This is a genomic window from Martinezella rhizogenes, assembly GCF_007002745.1.
In the GTDB taxonomy this organism is placed as follows: Bacteria; Pseudomonadota; Alphaproteobacteria; order Rhizobiales; family Rhizobiaceae; genus Agrobacterium; species Agrobacterium cucumeris.
The window spans coordinates 472,977-490,271 of record NZ_SGNY01000003.1 but is presented as its reverse complement, the minus strand read 5'-3'; the positions used below and the strand labels follow the sequence as shown (position 1 = coordinate 490,271).

Sequence of the window (17,295 nt, the reverse complement as noted above, 5' to 3'; positions counted from 1 at the left end):
TATCAGGCGGTTACGCGTTCAATGGCATCGATGAGTTTTGCAGGGTCGAACGGCTTGACGATCCAGCCGGTCGCACCGGCCTGGCGGGCGCGGTTCTTCTTTTCTGCATCGCTTTCGGTCGTCAGAACGAGGATCGGGATAGCCCGGTATTTCTCGTTGCGGCGCACGCCCTCGATAAAGCCGAAACCATCAAGACGGGGCATGTTGATGTCAGTCACGATGACATCAGGGTTGCTCTGTTCCAGCACCTCGAGGCCTTCAACGCCATCTTCGGCCTGAATGGTCTCGAAACCGGCATTGTTGAGCGTGACCAGGAGCATGTTCCTGATCGTCCGGGAATCATCCACGGTGAGAACTTTTTTCTTCACTTTTGCATCTCCTTGGGGAGCAAATGGTCAATATCGACGCCTATCAGTTTCATGGTCTTGTCGAATGCATCGGACACCCTGGCAAAACCGAAGGGCTTGCCGTCCTCCTCCCAGGATTTCGCGCCGGCCATCAGGACCTGGACACAAAGCGCGCCAATGCGCTCCACCTCGGACGCATCGACCGACAAAGGTGCTCCTCTCAGCGTCATCAGCTTGCCGTGCAGCGCCGATGCTTCGTTGAGATCCAGCACCGGTGACAGTTTCAGCGTCGCCTCAGCTGCTTTTCTGGCTGCCATTACATGACTCCCTGGCGTCTGAATTGTTGGTAATCCTGGCCGTAATCCGTGCGGTTATCCGCACGGGCCATAAATGATGTGTCCTGGCGGTCCGCCACGGCCATTGCCGCCGCCTGGCCCTGACGGGCAATGCGGAACTCGCGAATGGTGCGACCGAGTTGCAGAATGACAGTGTGTAGCGCGTCAGCCTCGGAAGAGCCTTCGCCGATCTCGTTTGCGATCCGGCCGGCCTGCCGCTGCTGTTCGCTGATATCGGCGGCAACCGTTTTCAGGTCATCAGCCTGTGCAGACGTATGCCGGGAGACTTCGGCGATCATGTCGTTGATACCGGCCACCTGCCGGACGACGCCGCCGATTGCTTCCTGCGTGCGGTTCACCATGCGAACACCGCCCTCGACCTGCGTCTTGGTGGTGCCGACAAGGCTCTTGATTTCCCTTGCGGCGTCGGCGGAACGCTGGGCGAGCGCCCGCACTTCCTGTGCGACGACGGCGAAACCGCGGCCGCTTTCACCCGCGCGCGCCGCCTCGATGCCGGCATTGAGGGCGAGAAGGTTGGTCTGGAAAGCAATCTCGTCGATTGTACCAATGATCCTGCCGATGTGCTCGGCGGACTGCTCAATGTCAGACATGGCGTCGATCGCCTCGCCAATGGCCTTGCCGCTTTCGACAGCCGCGTCGCGGGCGCGGGAAACCGCCGTTTCCGTCGCCGATATGCGGGCGCCGTTTTCCGCCAGGTTCCCGATCATCGCCTGAAGCGCACGGGAGGTCTCGGCAAGGGCTTCGGCCTGCTGGCCGGAACGTTCTGCGATGGAGCGACCGATATCGGCGAAACGGGCGCTGAGTGTCTCGGCGTCACCGATACCCTGCTGCGCGGATGTCAGCGATGCGCCGATCGTTTCAAGTGCCGCGTTAAACGAGGCGGCAACATCGCGATAGGCTTCCGGCAGATCGCCGCCGATCCGCGCCTTAAGATCGCCGGCGGCAAAGGCCGTCAGGGCCGCACCCAGCAGTGTCGCTGCTTGCGAACGGTCATTGTCGCGCTGTTCCGCCAGTTCACGGCCGTGGCGCAGGCGCAATTCGTTGAAACGCAGCGAGACGGCAATCTCGGTATCGACCATCACCAGACGGACGATGTTCTTCACGGCCTCGGCCAGTTCACGGTTCTTCTTGCGGCTGCCGGGCAGGATGGAGCGCGGCGCGTGTTCGGCCACCAGCCCACCAAGCAGATGCTCCAGAACGATGGCATGGCTGGCGATCTGCCAGCGGGGATCGAGCCCCATGCGGCCGGCATTGTCGGAAAGAACCTTCACCCGCTCGGCATAAAGCGCATCGAAACGCGCATCCGTCAGCACACTCCAGTGCGAGGATTGCAGGTCGTGCAGGCGATCAAGCTGGTTTTCGCTTTCGAAGGACGGTGAACAGTCGGGCATCGACTGGAAACGGTTCATCACGTCGCGCAGGCCGGCCTTGACGTAAGGCTCGAGCATACCGCGATAATTGCGCAGGAAATCGGATTGCGTCTCGTCGAGGCCGGCAAAGCGAAGCCGTCCCGCCAGGCTTGCACCTGCCGATCTGCGCGCTTGATCTGATGGCAAGTCCTGCCCCAACCGACGTCCCCAACAACATGACGGCCGGTAAAACCCGGCCAATTGGCCAAGGTTCAGAACGCCAGTACCCTAAAGGGGATTTTTGAACGAACATACCCATCGCGGACGATGCGGCATCGACGCCTGCCTGACCTTCTTGAACCAAGAAACGAAATACCGGATCGGCACCGGTACGGCAGTGCGGCGTCATGCCTGGAAGGGGAGAGAACCCCATTCCGCCGTGGAAATACCATCAATCTTTATGGTTAATTCCTTGCTTGAAAGTTAAGAAACATCAGCTCGAGCGTCAAACGGTAAAATTTGTAAAAGCTTTTAGCCATTGCCGCCCTCACTTTGCCGCAAACGGGCAAAAACGAAAAGGAATCGGCCATCGCGGGCGGTTTTTCCGGCCTGTGCGCTGGACAAGCGCGTGCAGCTTCCCCTAAAACAAATCAACGGGATATTCGCTGAGCGGTGATGCTTTAAAGAGACCTTTACGATCAAGGAGATGCCAACTTGTTATGGATGGAGAAATGCCGCCGTTCAAGGCGCCATCCGCAAGTGTTGATCGGCATCATGGTCGCAAGCCTGCTCGTCATGATCGGCTTTCAGGCACCATCCGGCATCAAGACCCTTTCCAAGACCAGCCGCCTGGAGAGATTGCAGACCGTCGATCTCAGCCGTTCCCTCACTCTTCGCGACAGGGATTGCGATAGCGGCTGCAAGGCCGGGGATGCCAGCTCGGGTCTTCGCCCCGGCAACTTCCCCACTCCCGCTTTGCGGATCAGCGTTGATGCCGGGCCGGCCGTTGCATCTGTTGCCATCGCGCCACAAGCTTTCCGAGACTTTGCGAGCGTGGTTCCAAGAGCGCCCCCGCATATTATCTATTAGTCATTCCGGCGGTCCTCATCATTCGGTTCTCGTGAGCCTTGAGGGATCGGAGTCGTCGGAAACCCGCCGTAGACTCCAATTCCAGAGAAAAACCGCCGCTGCATATGACATTTGCAACCCTTCTTCCATTTATCGTCGCATTGCCCTTCGTCGGCGCCATTCTAACGGCTTTCATGCCGCGTGATGGCGCAGCCGCCGGCCCCGCCTCCGTTGCGGGCGGTGTCGCCCTTTTCGGTCTCGTCAGCAGCATCTTTCTTTATTCCACCGTCAGCGGCGGCGGTGTGCTGAAATATGATGTGGAATGGCTGCCGCAGCTCGGGCTGAATTTCACCCTGCGGCTGGACGGGTTTGCATGGATCTTCGCGATCCTCATTACCGGCATCGGCCTGCTCGTGGTGCTGTACGCCCGTTATTACATGTCGGCCAAGGATCCGATCCCGCGGTTTTTTGCCTTCTTCCTCGCCTTCATGGGCTCGATGCTCGGCGTGGTGCTGTCCGGCAACGTCATACTGCTGTCGATCTTCTGGGAAATGACCAGCATCTTCTCATTCCTGCTGATCGGCTACTGGCACCAGAACGCTGGTGCGCGTGATGGTGCGCGCATGGCGCTGACCGTGACCGGCATTGGCGGCTTCAGCCTGCTGGCCGGACTTCTGATCCTCGGCCACATGGCGGGAAGCTACGATCTCGACAAGATCATCGAGGCCGGTGCGGCGATCCGCGCCCATTCCCTCTATCTGCCGGCGCTTATTCTCATTCTTGGCGGCGCGCTGACCAAGAGCGCGCAGTTTCCGTTTCACTTCTGGCTGCCCAACGCCATGGCGGCGCCTACACCGGTCTCCGCCTATCTGCATTCGGCGACCATGGTGAAGGCGGGGGTTTTCCTGCTGGCGCGGTTCTGGCCGGTGCTGGCGGGCACGCCGGAATGGTTCTGGCTGGTGGGCGTGGCCGGCATCATCACCCTGCTGCTCGGCGCTTATTTCGCCATGTTCCAGCAGGACCTGAAGGGCCTGCTCGCCTATTCCACCATCAGCCATCTCGGGCTCATCACCACGCTGCTCAGCCTCGGCAGCCCGCTTGCGGCGGTTGCGGCCATCTTCCACATGGTCAACCACGCCACCTTCAAGGCCTCGCTGTTCATGGCGGCCGGTATCATCGACCATGAAACCGGCACACGCGACATGCGGCGCTTGAGCGGGCTCTACACCTATCTGCCGGCGACAGCGACGCTTGCCATGGCGGCCAGTGCGGCAATGGCCGGCGTGCCGTTGTTCAACGGCTTCCTCTCCAAGGAAATGTTCTTTGCCGAGGCCGTCGAGACCCATGCCGATTCACTGCTGGACCGGGCGCTGCCCTATGTCGCGACGCTTTCAGGCGCATTTGCCGTCGCCTATTCGCTGCGCTTCATCCACACCGTCTTCTTCGGCCCCAAGCCCGTCGATCTGCCGAACCCACATCCGCACGAGCCGCCGCGCTGGATGCGTTTCCCGATCGAGTTCCTGGTTTTCGCCTGCCTGATCGTCGGCATCGTTCCGAGCCTGTCGATCGGCCCGTTCCTGCATTCGGCCGTGCTGTCCGTACTCGGCGACCAGACGCCCGTCTACAGCCTGTCGATCTGGCACGGTTTCAACCTGCCGCTGATCATGAGCATCGCGGCACTGATCGGCGGCGTGACGATCTATGCGCTGCTTGGTGGCTATTTCTCACGCTGCGATGACGGCCCACCCGTCTTCCGGCATTTGCGGGGCCAGCGCATCTTCGAGCGCATTCTCGTCACCGTGTCCTGGAAATGGGCGCGGTGGCTGGAAAGCACGCTCGGCACGCGGCGTCTGCAGCCGCAGCTGAGACTTCTCATCCTCGTGGCGCTTCTCGCCGGTTTCTCACCACTGTTCCTTTCGGAATTCTCCCTGTCACTACCGCGTGTGACGACCTTCGATCCGATCTTCGCCATCCTTTGGCTGATCGGCATGATTGCCGCGCTGGGTGCCGCCTGGCAGGCAAAATATCATCGGCTTGCCGCCCTCGTCATGCTTGGTGTTTCCGGGCTCGTCACCTGCCTCACCTTCATCTGGCTGTCCGCGCCGGATCTGGCCATCACCCAGCTGCTGGTCGAGATCGTGACCACGGTTCTCATCCTGCTTGGTCTCCGGTGGCTGCCGAAACGTTTCGAAAAGGTTGATAGCAGTGACGAGCTACCGGCGCAGCTTCGCCGTGCCCGCGACTTTCTGCTGGCGGCAGCCAGTGGCATCGGCATGTCCGTCATCGCCTATGCCGTGATGACCCTGCCGGTGCCGAACGCGATTGCCACCTATTTCCTCGAGCGCGCCTATACGGAAGGCGGCGGCACCAATGTCGTCAACGTCATCCTCGTTGATTTCCGCGGTTTCGACACCTTTGGTGAAATCGCGGTACTGGCCATCGTGGCGCTCACCGTCTTCGCCCTGCTTCGCCGTTTCCGCCCGGCGCATGAAAGCATCGGGCTGCCGGAACAGCAGCAGATGCAGAATGCCTTCGATGCCGAGCGTCCGGACCGCAGCAAGGGCGATACCGTCCGCGACTACCTCTATGTGCCATCGATCGTGATGCAGTGGATGTTCCCGGTCATCATCACCTTCTCGATCTTCCTGTTCATGCGCGGCCACGATCTGCCCGGTGGCGGCTTTGCGGCCGGCATCACCATGGCTATCGCCTTCCTGCTGCAATATCTCGCCGGCGGCGCGCGCTGGGCGGAGGACCGCATCCGCATCCTGCCGCTGCGCTGGATGGGTTTTGGCCTGTTGATGGCGACAGCGACGGGCATCGGCTCCTGGTATTTCGGCTACCCGTTCCTGACCTCGTATTTCCAGTATACGGAGATACCCTATATCGGCAAAATGCCCACGGCATCCGCCCTGCTGTTCGACCTCGGCGTCTTTGCGACGGTCGTCGGCTCCACCGTTCTTATTCTCATAGCACTGGCACACCAATCGTTGCGTAACTACCGCGTTCGCACGCCTGAAGCCGCAAAAGCGGAGGACGTGTAATGGAACTCATTCTTGCAATCGGCATCGGCATCATGACCGGCTCCGGCGTCTGGCTCGTCCTGCGCCCACGCACCTATCAGGTCATCGTCGGACTTTCGCTTTTGTCTTACGCCGTCAACCTGTTCATCTTCGGCGTCGGCGGCATCAAGACCAATGCGCCGCCGGTGCTGGTGAACGGTGTGGACAGCTCTTCGCTGGCCGACCCCGTGCCGCAGGCGCTGGTATTGACAGCGATTGTCATCGGCTTTGCCACCACGGCGCTGTTCCTCGTGGTGCTGCTTGCCGCCCGCGGCCTTACCGGCACTGACCATGTGGACGGGAGGGAGACGAAATGATGTCATTCCCCTTCCACATCGTCATCGCGCCGATCCTGCTGCCGCTCATCACCGCCGCCCTGCTGTTGTTCTTCGACGAGCGCCAGCGTGTTGCAAAGGCCGCCATCAGCTTCACCTCCACCGTGCTGTTGCTGGTGGTTGCGATCCTGCTGTTCCGCGAGGTGAACTCGACCGTTAATACCGAGATCGCCGCCGTGGTCTCAAGCGGTGTCTATCTGCTCGGCAACTGGCCCGCACCTTTTGGCATCGTGCTGGTGGCCGACCGTCTTTCCGGCCTGATGGTGCTGCTGACGGCGCTGCTTGCCATACCCTCGCTGATCTATTCCATGGCGAAATGGCACAAGGCCGGGGCGCATTTCCATTCGCTGTTCCAGATGATGCTGATGGGCGTCAATGGCGCGTTCCTGACCGGCGACCTGTTCAATCTCTTCGTGTTCTTCGAGGTGATGCTGGCTGCCTCCTACGGTCTGTTGCTGCACGGTTCCGGCCAGCAGCGCGTCAAGGCGGGTCTGCATTACATCGCCATCAACCTCGTCGCGGCGCTGTTTTTCCTGATCGGTGTCAGCCTCATCTATGGCGTCACTGGCACGCTGAACATGGGCGACCTCGCACACCGCATCGAGGGGCTGAACCCGGACCAGCGCATGCTCTTGGAAACCGGCGCTGCGGTGCTTGGCATTGCGTTCCTGGTCAAGGCCGGCATGTGGCCGCTGAATTTTTGGCTGCCTTCCGCCTATGGCTCGGCCTCTGCTCCGGTGGGCGGCCTGTTTGCCATCATGAGCAAGGTCGGCATTTATGTCATTGCCCGCCTGTCCTTCCTGCTCTTTGGGCAGACGGCCGGTGAATCCGCCGGTTTCGGCCATGATGCCCTGCTCGTCGGCGGCATCGCCACCATCATCTTCGGGGCCATCGGGGTTCTGGCGTCTCAGGCGCTCGGGCGGCTTGCCGGCTTTTCGGTTCTGGTATCGTCGGGGACGCTTCTCGCCGCCATGGGCACCGGCAACCCCACGGTGGCGGCCGGGGCGCTTTATTATCTCGTCAGCTCCACCCTCACCATCAGCGCCTTTTTCATGCTGATCGAACTCGTTGAACGCGGGCAGGATGCGGGCGCGAACGTTCTGGCCGTCACCATGGAAGCTTATGGCGAGGGTGACGAGGAGGAAGAAGAGGAGGAAGTCGGCGTTACCATGCCCGCCACCATGGCGGTGCTCGGCGCCTGTTTTGCCGCCTGCGGCATTCTTCTGGCCGGCCTGCCGCCGCTTTCGGGCTTCATCGCCAAATTCTCGATGCTGACCGCCATTCTCAACCCTTCCGGACTGGGCGCTAATGACAGCATTTCCACGCTTTCCTGGTGGCTGGTTTTCCTGATCGTCTTTGCCGGTTTCGCATCGCTGATCTCGATGACGCGTGCCGGTATCCGCACCTTCTGGGCCTCCATCGAAGGAACGGTGCCACGTGTTCTCGTCATCGAAATCGCACCAGTGATGCTGCTGCTCGGCCTGACACTTGCCATGACCGTGCAGGCGGGTCCGGTGATGCGCTACATGCAGGAAACGGCGCGTATCCTCGATCTGCCCGCGAGCTATATTCAGGGCGTTATTTCCGCACCGCGAGCGGGCAGCAACCCGGAGGCCGAGCCATGATGAGCCGTCTCCTCCCCTATCCGCTGCTGACCGTTTCGTTGATCTTCTTCTGGATGACGATCAACAGCTTTTCGCCCGGGCATCTGCTGCTCGGCACTGGCGTCGCACTCATCGCCTCCTGGGCGATGGCGTCGCTCAGGCCAGCCAAGCCGCGCATCCGCAACTGGCACCGGCTCGCGCAACTGATCCTGATCGTGCTTTACGATATCATCCGGTCCAATATCTCGGTCGTGAAGATCATTCTCTTCAAGCGCGAAAGGGACCGTAAATCCGGTTTCCTGGCCGTGCCGCTCGATATTCGCGATCCCATGGCGCTCGCCATTCTGGCGACGATCCTGACCTCGACGCCGGGCAGCGCCTGGCTTGAATATAATTCCAGCCAGGGCACGCTCCTCCTCCACGTTCTCGACGATGTGGATGAGGCGGCCTGGATAAGCCTCATCAAGAACCGATATGAAAAACTGCTGATGGAGATATTCGAATGAGTTCGATTATCCTTTTCTGGTCCTTTTCGCTGGCGCAGCTGATGCTGGCCATTGCCATGACGATATCAGTCTATCGCATCGCCATCGGCCCGCGCGCCCAGGACCGGGTGCTGGGCATGGATACGCTTTATGTCAACGCCATGCTGCTTCTCCTCACCTTCGGCCTGCGCACCGGCAACGACATCTATTTCGAGGCCTCGCTGCTGATCGCCATCCTCGGCTTCGTCTCCACCGTTGCCCTTTCAAAATTCATGATGCGCGGCGAGGTGATCGAATGAACAACGCTGCAGAATTTCCGCTCTGGGCCGCCATCCTCGTGGCTTTCTTCGTGCTGCTGGGCGCTTCGCTGACGCTGATCGGCACCATCGGCTTTGCCAAGCTGAACAGCTTTTATGAACGCCTGCACGCGCCCACACTCGGCACCAGCTGGGGCACCGGCGGCATCGTCATGGCCTCGATCATCTATTTCTCCGTCTCCGGCGACCGCTTCGCCTTCCACGAAATTTTCATCGGCATTTTCATGACAGTGACGACGCCGGTTTCCCTGATGCTGCTGGGGCGCGCGGCGCTTTATCGGGACCGGGCGGAGCAGAATACGGATAATCGGGAGCATCTTTAGAGCGCCGGGCTACTTTGCCCGGCTGTTCGCCACTGCCTCAATTGCAATGGCCATAACTTCCAGATCGCTTTCCGGCAATGCATTTGCTGCCGAAGCGATCTTTGATTTCAGCAGATCATGGCCAGTCAGCGCGGCTGTTTTCTTCTCAAAGTCAAGCAATGCGTTCGGAGTGCTATCCAGAACGGTGGCTATCCGAACGAGTGTCGCCAGATCAGGTTCCCTTCGGCCCATGATGTAATTACCGTAACGACGCTCCGTAAGCCCCGCTCGGCGGGCAACTTCCGCATTGGAGAGACCAAGCTCCTTCGCGCGCTTTTTCAGATTTGCTGCAAATGATTCCATAGGAACAGATTGTTCCTGACAGAAACCACGGGTCTATGTACATTATGGCGTCAACGATCACGTCACTTTGTATGGTATCTATGTCAATCAACGCTGACTATCTCTATCTTGCCGCAGGTTGCGGCTTCGTCCTTGCGGGGTATCTCTGGCTCGAATGGCAGACCCGCCTCCGACCGATGTTCATACCGAGTTCCGAGATTGAACGCTTGGCTTGTAGCTTGATTGAACAACATGGTGAGCGTGCGGAGGAATTCGCCGCTATGGAGGAGGACCGGGCATGGCGCTATTCACGAAGCTTCGAACAGGGAAAATGGCGGCGTGTGCGTAGAGAACTGAGCGCCACTAAGGCTGAATCTGCGATGCGATCCCGCAGGCTAATTTAGTCAAGCAATAGGGTAGAGTGTAACGAAAACGCAAAACACAATTTTTCACCTCCCGCGAGCGAGGAAAATCATCGAATTTTTCCCAACATTAGCGGTTCGAGGAGTATTTGTCGCGAATATACAAATTGAAATAAGTGCCTGCGGAAGCCGCTTTAAAAATGTCGAGATAAACCCTTTCAGGCACTCCGTAGTAGTCGTAAGGCCCACCACTCTCAACGAACCATATGCTCATTGTCGAGTTCGCTTCGTTGTACTCTACTCTCGATATTGCAGTTGATCTCAAGTACGGCACTCGGTCATCCTTCTGGTGAGCTGCCCCTAATGGGTCAGATTACGAGCCTGACTTTCTAGAAGTTGAACGAGAGCTGTCTAGGCATAGAGCGAACGTGAGCGCAGACGGTCTCCTGACGTCCAAATCGCTTACGAACATATGCTTTCACCTTCACGAGCCTTGCTCTGACATTTTTCATACCTGCTTCCTTCTTCTTAGCGGTTGGAGAGTCCGCTCTCTCAGCCAACACAACGTTGGCCGTGCCCCGTATGAGTAGCCTTTCGGCCTTAGAAGAATTTGTCAGGGGCAGCCCATATTTAGAATGCGCCCGAACGCGATTCGCGTCCACAGCACCACCATAGCGCGCACCATTGATCCACAAAGAAAATCTAAAATGACGGAACACATACTCGGGCGGAAGACTGAGGCGAAGGCAAAGCACTATTTTCGGCGCGCGCGTATATCTGGAAAGATACTCGAAACAGCTGGTGATATTGAGATTTAAACTAAAAGAAGGTCATCGGCATATAGAACCGGTGAAGTCAGTGTCCAGACGTGACGAACAAAGGACTATAGGAGATCTGAAAACTACAAGAAAAACCAAAAGATTAGAAATGGTGCCCGGAGGCGGATTTGAACCACCGACACGCGGATTTTCAATCCGCTGCTCTACCAACTGAGCTATCCGGGCACTTCAGGTCCTTGAAGAACCTCCGCTTTTGGCGGGCGGGGCTGTTTGGCGCCCCGAAAGTGAGCGGGGTTATAACATCTTGTTCGGACATGGCAAGCGCCATCGCGAAGTTTTTTGACAGTTTTTTCACGAGGGCTGTGGATGGCTGGAATGTCTGCCCGGCGCAGGCCGGATTGCGGCGGAAAACCCGTTATCGGGCATCTGCCGCGCCTTGCGGCATCGGACCGCTACCCGGGTTCGGCAGCAGCCAATCCTGCCCGGCATAACGGCATGGAAAGCGGCAGCTAGGCCGTTTCGTCGCGGCGGGCGGCAAGGCCAAGCGCGAAGGGCACCACGGCCACCAGCGCCGCCATGACGGGCGAGGAAGCGAAGATGCGGCTGGCAAGCGAGGTAACGGCAACCGAGCGCACCACCGTCATCAGGCGGGAATTCTCGCGGTCTCTTTCATGATGCGTCTGTGCAGGCCTGTGGCGGGAATGCCGGGCCGCCTCCAGCCGTTTGACATCGCGGCGGATCTTGTCGACCTCTCTGCGAAGTTCTTCCAGTTCGGCCCGCAGTGACGGATCAACGGTATTTGCAGCACGCGTCCTCTTCGTCGTGGTTTTTTCCGTCTTTGCTTCCGCGGCTGTCGCCTCAGCCTCTTCGTCCAGCTCTGCCAGATGGTCGTCAAGGTCCGTGGGCTTGTCAAAACCGTGGGATCGCAGTGGTGCTTTCATCGCTGTCTCCTGAGGCGTGCTGAAATGCGGCGGCGGGCGTCTTTGCCCGGTCTCGCCTTTTCAACGCCCCAGCCAGGCAAAGGATGCACATAAAGCGATCAGCGCTGTATATTCGGCTCAAAAAAACAGGCCCCGAAGGGCCTGTTTATTGTTCTGCCTTGAAGCTTCAGGCCGCCTTGGCGGCGCTGGCATAGGGATCGAAGCGACCGTAGAAGGTTTCGCCCTTGGCGGCCATGTCCTTCAGGAGCGACGTCGGCTTGAAGCGTGGGCCGTAGGTCTCGCTGAGCTTCTCGGCGAGTGCCACGAAGTTCTTCACACCCATGCCGTCAATGTAAGACAGCGCACCGCCGGTATAGGGCGCGAAACCGAAACCGAGGATGGAGCCGACATCGGCCTCACGCGGGTCGGTGACGATGCCTTCTTCCACCGTGCGGGCGGCTTCCAGCGCCACGGTGACGAGGAAGCGCTGTTTCAGCACCTCCATATCCACGTCTTCAGGCTTCTGCTGCGGATAGAGGTCCTTCAGGCCGGGCCAGAGGGACTTCTTGGCGGGCTTTTCCGGATAATCGTAAAAGCCCTTGGCGTTCTTGCGGCCAAAACGGCCCTCGCCTTCCACCAGCTTTTTCACCAGTTCCATATGGCGTGGATCGACGGCCTTTTCGCCGAGATCGGCGACGGTGGCCTTCAGTATCTTGTAGGAAAGATCGATCGCCACTTCATCATTCAGCGCCAGCGGGCCGACCGGCATGCCGGCGAATTTCGCGGCATTTTCGATCATCGCGGCGGGCACGCCTTCGATCAGCATGTCGTAGCTTTCCGCCATGTAACGCAGCACGCAGCGATTGACGAAGAAGCCGCGCGTATCGTTCACCACAATCGGGGTCTTCTTGATCTTCGCGACATAATCCAGCGCGACGGCGAGCGCCTTGTCGCCGGTTTCCTTGCCGAGGATGACTTCCGTCAGCATCATCTTCTCGACCGGTGAGAAGAAATGGATGCCGATGAAATCGGTCGGGCGCTTCGAGTTCTTCGCAAGGCCTGTGATTGGCAAGGTGGAGGTGTTGGAGGCGAAGATCGCACCTTCCGGCAACACCGCTTCCACGGCCTCGATGACGGCTTTCTTCACATCGCGGTCTTCGAAGACGGCCTCGATGACGAGATTGGCATCCGCGAGTGCGGCGTAATCGGATGTCGGGGTGACGAGGTCGAGCAGGGCCTTGCCCTCATCCTGCGTCAGCCTGCCCTTGCCGATGGCGGCCTTGACGCTTTCCTCGCAATGACCCTTGCCCTTGTCGGCGGCTTCCTGGTCACGATCAACCAGCGTGACCGGAATGCCGGCTGCGGCGGTGACGTAAGCCACGGCGGCACCCATGAAGCCCGCGCCGACGACGCCGACCTTCTTGAACTCCGTCTTCGGCTGGCCGGCCGGGCGGCGCGCGCCCTTGCCCAGTTCCTGCATGGAAATAAACAGCGAGCGGATCATGCCGAAGGCTTCCTTCGAACGAAGGATTTCGGTGAAATAACGCTGCTCCACCTTCAACGCGGTATCGAAGGGCAATTGCAGGCCCTCATAAACGCATTTGAGGATGGCGAGGGCGGCCGGATAGTTGCCGGCGCTTTCGCGGCGCAGGATGGCCGGTGCGGCGGGCCAGAGCTGGGCAGCGGCCGGCGTCCAGATGCCGCCACCGGGGGCCTTGAAGCCCTTTTCATCCCAGGGTGCGACGGGCTTCAGGCCGTCCTTGATCATCTGCTTTGCGGTTGCGACCAGCTGATCCGGCTCCACCACCTGATGCACCAGCCCCATGGCCTTGGCGCGCGCGCCGGTCAGCGACTGGCCCGTCGTCATCATCTGCAGTGCGGATTGCGCGTCCGTCAGGCGCGGCACGCGCTGGGTGCCGCCGGCACCGGGGAAGATGCCGACCTTGACTTCCGGCAGGGCGATCTTGAGGCTCTTGGCATTGGATGCCACACGGCCGTGGCAGGCGAGCGACAGCTCGAATGCGCCACCCATGCAGGTGCCGTTGATGGCCGAGACCCATGGCTTGCCGTTGGTTTCCAGCTTGCGGAACAGGCCGGTCATGCGGCCCACGAGTTCGAACAGCTTTGCCGCCGCTTCATCCGGGTTCTTCGCCTTCTCGTCATTGTAGAAGGAGAACATCGACTTGATCATCGAAAGATCGGCGCCGCCGGAAAAGGTGCTCTTGCCTGACGTGAAGACGACGCCCTTGACGGCGCCATCGGCGACAGTCGCGTCAAGAATGGCGTTCAGCTCGTCCATCACCTCAGAGGTGAAGACGTTCATGGATTTTTCCGGCATGTCCCAGGTGACGAGGGCGATGCCGTCTGCGTCCGTCTCGATGGTGAAATTGGTGTAAGTGCTCATTTGGGATTCCTCTTCCCTGAATTTCGCGACGCGGCTAACTCTGCCTTTCCGTCATGGTCGGGCTTGACCCGACCATCCAGCACCTCTGGCATGGATCCTCGGGTCAAGCCCGAGGATGACGGAAGCGCGTGTTGCCTCTGCCTTAAACGCGCTCGATAACCGTCGCCGTGCCCATGCCCGCGCCAATGCAAAGCGTCACGAGCGCGGTGTTCAGATCGCGCCGCTCCAGCTCATCCAGCACCGTGCCGAGGATCATCGCGCCGGTTGCGCCCAGCGGATGACCCATCGCGATGGCGCCGCCATTGACGTTCATCCGGTCATGATCGATGTCGAAGGCCTGCATGTAACGCAGCACCACGGCGGCGAAGGCCTCGTTGAGTTCGAAAAGATCGATATCGGCAAGCGACATTCCGGTCTTTTTCAGCAGCTTTTCGGTCACATCCACCGGGCCGGTCAGCATCAGCGCTGGGTCGGAGCCGATATTGGCGAAAGCCTTGATGCGGGCACGCGGTTTCACGCCCATCGCCTCACCGCCCGCCTTCGAGCCAACCAGCACGGCGGCGGCACCATCGACGATGCCGGAGGAGTTGCCGGCGTGGTGCACGTAGTTGATGCGCTCCACTTCCGGGTGGGCCATGATGCCGACGGCTTCGAAGCCGCCCATTTCGCCGGGCATCTGGAAGGACGGATTGAGCGAGGCAAGCGCCTGCATGTCCGTACCGGGGCGCATATGCTCGTCACGGTCGAGGATCGTCAGGCCGTTTGAGTCCTTCACCGGAATGACCGACTTGTTGAAATAACCCTTTTCCCAGGCATGCGCCGCGCGTTTCTGGCTTTCAACGGCATAGGCATCGACATCGTCACGGGAGAAGCCGTATTTGGTGGCGATGAGATCGGCCGAGACGCCCTGCGGCATGAAGAAGGCCGGGAAGTTGACCGAAGGGTCCATGTACCAGGCGCCGCCCGACATGCCCATGCCGACACGCGACATGCTTTCGACACCACCGGCGATGACGATATCGTCCGAACCAGCCTTGACCTTGCCGGCTGCGAAGTTGATGGCATCGAGACCCGAGGCGCAGAAGCGCGAGATCTGCATGCCCGGGGCCTTGTTGGAGTAACCCGCCTCGAAGGCAGCGGCCTTCGGGATCACCGCGCCGGCATCCATGACAGGATCGACGCAGCCCATGATGATGTCATCGACAGCGGACGTGTCGAGCCCATTGCGGTCGCGGATGGCTTCGAGCGTCTTGGCGGCCAGGCGAACGGAAGGCACCTCATGCAGGCTGCCATCCTTCTTGCCGCGTCCGCGCGGGGTGCGGACATGGTCGTAAATGTAAACGTCGGTCATAAACTCTCTCCCTGCGGCGTGTTTACCGCCAACCTTCTCAGAATGCTTCCGCAGCCAGTTCCATCATGGTGTCCGCACCGGTTTCGATGCGGGCCTTGCGCAGCGCCGTTTCCGGCATGATGCGCTCCATATAAAACTTCGCCGTGACAAGCTTGGTCTTGAGATAATCCTCGTCCGAAGCGCTGCCTGCCGCAAGCGCTTCGCTGGCGGCTTTCGCCATGCGCGCCTGCATGTAGCCCAGCACCACGATACCGAAGAGATGCATGTAGTCGGTCGAACCGGCACCGGCATTGTCGGGCTTGGCCATGGCGTTCTGCATAAACCACATGGTTGCGGCCTGCAGGTCGTTCAAGCCCTTCTTCAGGCCCTTGGTGTAAAGGGCGAGCTTTTCATCGGCGCGGTTTTCCTCGCAGAAATCGCCGATTTCCTTGAACAGCGCCATCACGGCGCGGCCGCCATTCATACCGAGCTTGCGGCCGACGAGATCAAGCGCCTGAATGCCGTTGGCACCTTCGTAGATCATGGTGATACGCGCATCGCGGACATATTGGCTCATGCCATGTTCTTCGATGTAGCCATGGCCGCCGAAGACCTGCTGCGCCATCACGGCATGGTCGAAGCCCTTGTCGGTCAGCACGCCTTTCAGGATCGGGGTCACGAGGCCGAGCAGATCGTCCGCCACTTGGCGCTGCTTTTCGTCGGCGGCGCGGTGGGCGATATCGGATTGCAGCGCGGTCCACAGAAGGAAGGCACGGCCTGCCTCATTATAGGCCTTGATGGTCATCAGCGTGCGGCGGATATCGGGATGCACGATGATCGGATCGGCCTTCTTGTCCGGGAACTTGGCGCCCGAAAGCGAACGGCCCTGAATGCGCTCACGGGCATATTCGACAGCGTTCTGATAGGCGATCTCGCCGACCGAAAGCCCCTGCAGGCCGACACCCAAACGGGCCTCGTTCATCATCACGAACATGGCCGAAAGGCCCTTGTTCTCCGCGCCGAGGAGATAACCCGTCGCCTCGTCATAGTTCATGACGCAGGTGGCATTGCCGTGAATGCCCATCTTGTGCTCGATGGCACCACAGGTGACGCCATTGCGCTCGCCCAGCGTGCCGTCTTCCTTCACCAGGAACTTCGGCACGATGAACAGCGAAATGCCCTTGGTGCCTTCCGGCGCGCCTTCGATACGGGCAATCACCAGATGAACGATATTGTCAGTCATGGAATGTTCGCCGGCGGAGATGAAGATCTTCTGGCCGGAAATCTTGTAAGTGCCGTCGCCCTGCGGCACCGCCTTGGTGCGCAGCAGGCCGAGATCGGTACCGCAATGGGGTTCGGTGAGGTTCATGGTGCCGGACCATGTGCCTTCCACCATCTTCGGCAGATAGGCTTCTTTCTGCTCCTGCGTACCATGCACGAGGACTGCGGCAATCGCACCCTGCGTCAGGCCGGGATACATCATCAGCGACAGGTTGGCAGACGACATATATTCGCCGATCGCCGCATGCAGCGTGTAGGGCAGGCCCTGCCCGCCAAATTCCTGGGGAACGGCAAGACCGATCCAGCCGCCTTCGCAATAGGCGTCATAAGCTGCCTTGAAACCGTCAGGCACGGAAACCGAACCGTCGTCCGCGCGCTTGCAGCCCTGTTGATCGCCGGAAAGGTTGAGCGGGAAAAGTCGCTCTTCGGCCAGCTTCGCCGCCTCGCCGGTAATGGCTTCGATCATGTCAGGGGTTGCATCTTCAAAGCCGGGCAGGTTGTTATACCGCTCGAGGCCGAGAACGTCGTTCAGGATAAAAAGCGTGTCTTTGACTGGGGCCTTGTAAACAGGCATTACCGATGTTCCTCCGCATCGTGGTGCCGGAGACATCCGGCGGATATGGGATGACAATATTTGACGTGCGCGTAAACG

General features: G+C 59.8%; 17 protein-coding genes and 1 tRNA gene. 8 read left to right on the top strand and 10 right to left on the bottom strand.

Annotated elements, in window-relative coordinates; translation table 11 throughout:
- Window positions 1-2 precede the first annotated feature (2 nt).
- Genes cheY1 through EXN68_RS12530 form a run of 3 tightly spaced genes read right to left on the bottom strand, consistent with a single transcriptional unit; the run spans window position 3 to window position 2,259 of the window.
- Entirely contained in the window at window positions 3-368 is a 366-nt protein-coding gene (cheY1, locus tag EXN68_RS12540; RefSeq protein WP_004439870.1) for a chemotaxis response regulator CheY1, read from the bottom strand.
- The gene (locus tag EXN68_RS12535) at window positions 365-664 is read right to left on the bottom strand and encodes an STAS domain-containing protein (RefSeq protein WP_077985403.1); all 300 of its coding nucleotides are present in this window, start codon (window positions 662-664) and stop codon (window positions 365-367) included. Before EXN68_RS12535 ends, cheY1 begins: the two co-directional genes overlap by 4 nt.
- Window positions 664-2,259 (bottom strand): globin-coupled sensor protein, encoded by a 1,596-nt coding sequence (locus EXN68_RS12530; protein ID WP_237681399.1) that lies wholly within the window; start codon window positions 2,257-2,259, stop codon window positions 664-666. The genes EXN68_RS12535 and EXN68_RS12530 overlap by 1 nt, the downstream gene beginning before the upstream one ends.
- 516 nt (window positions 2,260-2,775) lie before the next feature.
- Here EXN68_RS12530 and EXN68_RS12525 point away from each other — a divergent pair.
- From EXN68_RS12525 to mnhG, 7 genes are all read left to right on the top strand, one after another.
- Window positions 2,776-3,141: a hypothetical protein gene (locus EXN68_RS12525; RefSeq protein ID WP_142841318.1), complete on the top strand. Its 366-nt coding sequence runs from the start codon at window positions 2,776-2,778 to the stop codon at window positions 3,139-3,141.
- Between the two features lie 104 nt (window positions 3,142-3,245).
- The gene (locus EXN68_RS12520) at window positions 3,246-6,164 is read left to right on the top strand and encodes a monovalent cation/H+ antiporter subunit A (protein ID WP_142841074.1); all 2,919 of its coding nucleotides are present in this window, start codon (window positions 3,246-3,248) and stop codon (window positions 6,162-6,164) included.
- Window positions 6,164-6,499: a Na+/H+ antiporter subunit C gene (locus EXN68_RS12515; RefSeq protein ID WP_065114810.1), complete on the top strand. Its 336-nt coding sequence runs from the start codon at window positions 6,164-6,166 to the stop codon at window positions 6,497-6,499. Before EXN68_RS12520 ends, EXN68_RS12515 begins: the two co-directional genes overlap by 1 nt.
- Window positions 6,496-8,142: a monovalent cation/H+ antiporter subunit D gene (locus tag EXN68_RS12510; protein ID WP_161991318.1), complete on the top strand. Its 1,647-nt coding sequence runs from the start codon at window positions 6,496-6,498 to the stop codon at window positions 8,140-8,142. The genes EXN68_RS12515 and EXN68_RS12510 overlap by 4 nt, the downstream gene beginning before the upstream one ends.
- A complete protein-coding gene (locus tag EXN68_RS12505; RefSeq protein ID WP_161991317.1) occupies window positions 8,139-8,627 on the top strand; it encodes a Na+/H+ antiporter subunit E in 489 nt (162 codons plus the stop codon). Before EXN68_RS12510 ends, EXN68_RS12505 begins: the two co-directional genes overlap by 4 nt.
- Window positions 8,624-8,905, top strand: coding sequence for a K+/H+ antiporter subunit F (locus EXN68_RS12500; protein WP_006313274.1), 282 nt, complete (start codon window positions 8,624-8,626; stop codon window positions 8,903-8,905). The genes EXN68_RS12505 and EXN68_RS12500 overlap by 4 nt, the downstream gene beginning before the upstream one ends.
- Window positions 8,902-9,246 carry a monovalent cation/H(+) antiporter subunit G gene (gene mnhG, locus EXN68_RS12495; protein WP_110755544.1) on the top strand — a complete coding sequence of 115 codons (345 nt, stop codon included), beginning with the start codon at window positions 8,902-8,904 and terminating at the stop codon, window positions 9,244-9,246. The genes EXN68_RS12500 and mnhG overlap by 4 nt, the downstream gene beginning before the upstream one ends.
- 9 nt (window positions 9,247-9,255) lie before the next feature.
- Here mnhG and EXN68_RS12490 read toward each other — a convergent pair whose 3' ends face one another.
- The 3 genes from EXN68_RS12490 to EXN68_RS12480 form a co-directional block, all read right to left on the bottom strand.
- Complete coding sequence (locus tag EXN68_RS12490; RefSeq protein WP_142841073.1) at window positions 9,256-9,588, bottom strand: helix-turn-helix domain-containing protein; 333 nt, start codon at window positions 9,586-9,588, stop codon at window positions 9,256-9,258.
- Window positions 9,589-10,059: 471 nt separating this feature from the next.
- Window positions 10,060-10,263: a KTSC domain-containing protein gene (locus EXN68_RS28170; RefSeq protein ID WP_404944522.1), complete on the bottom strand. Its 204-nt coding sequence runs from the start codon at window positions 10,261-10,263 to the stop codon at window positions 10,060-10,062.
- Between the two features lie 594 nt (window positions 10,264-10,857).
- Window positions 10,858-10,933, bottom strand: a tRNA-Phe gene (locus tag EXN68_RS12480).
- Between the two features lie 150 nt (window positions 10,934-11,083).
- Here EXN68_RS12480 and EXN68_RS27425 point away from each other — a divergent pair.
- Entirely contained in the window at window positions 11,084-11,221 is a 138-nt protein-coding gene (locus tag EXN68_RS27425) for a hypothetical protein (protein ID WP_161991315.1), read from the top strand.
- Here EXN68_RS27425 and EXN68_RS12470 read toward each other — a convergent pair.
- The 4 genes from EXN68_RS12470 to EXN68_RS12455 all read right to left on the bottom strand — a co-directional run bounded on the left by EXN68_RS12470 (window position 11,218) and on the right by EXN68_RS12455 (window position 17,217).
- Complete coding sequence (locus tag EXN68_RS12470; RefSeq protein ID WP_142841069.1) at window positions 11,218-11,649, bottom strand: hypothetical protein; 432 nt, start codon at window positions 11,647-11,649, stop codon at window positions 11,218-11,220. The genes EXN68_RS27425 and EXN68_RS12470 overlap by 4 nt on opposite strands.
- A 166-nt stretch (window positions 11,650-11,815) precedes the next feature.
- Entirely contained in the window at window positions 11,816-14,032 is a 2,217-nt protein-coding gene (locus EXN68_RS12465) for a 3-hydroxyacyl-CoA dehydrogenase NAD-binding domain-containing protein (protein ID WP_142841067.1), read from the bottom strand.
- A 142-nt stretch (window positions 14,033-14,174) separates the two neighbouring features.
- Window positions 14,175-15,383, bottom strand: a complete 1,209-nt coding sequence (locus tag EXN68_RS12460) for an acetyl-CoA C-acetyltransferase (protein ID WP_142841065.1) — start codon at window positions 15,381-15,383, stop codon at window positions 14,175-14,177.
- 37 nt (window positions 15,384-15,420) lie between these two features.
- Window positions 15,421-17,217, bottom strand: a complete 1,797-nt coding sequence (locus EXN68_RS12455) for an acyl-CoA dehydrogenase C-terminal domain-containing protein (RefSeq protein ID WP_142841063.1) — start codon at window positions 17,215-17,217, stop codon at window positions 15,421-15,423.
- Window positions 17,218-17,295: the final 78 nt, after the last annotated feature.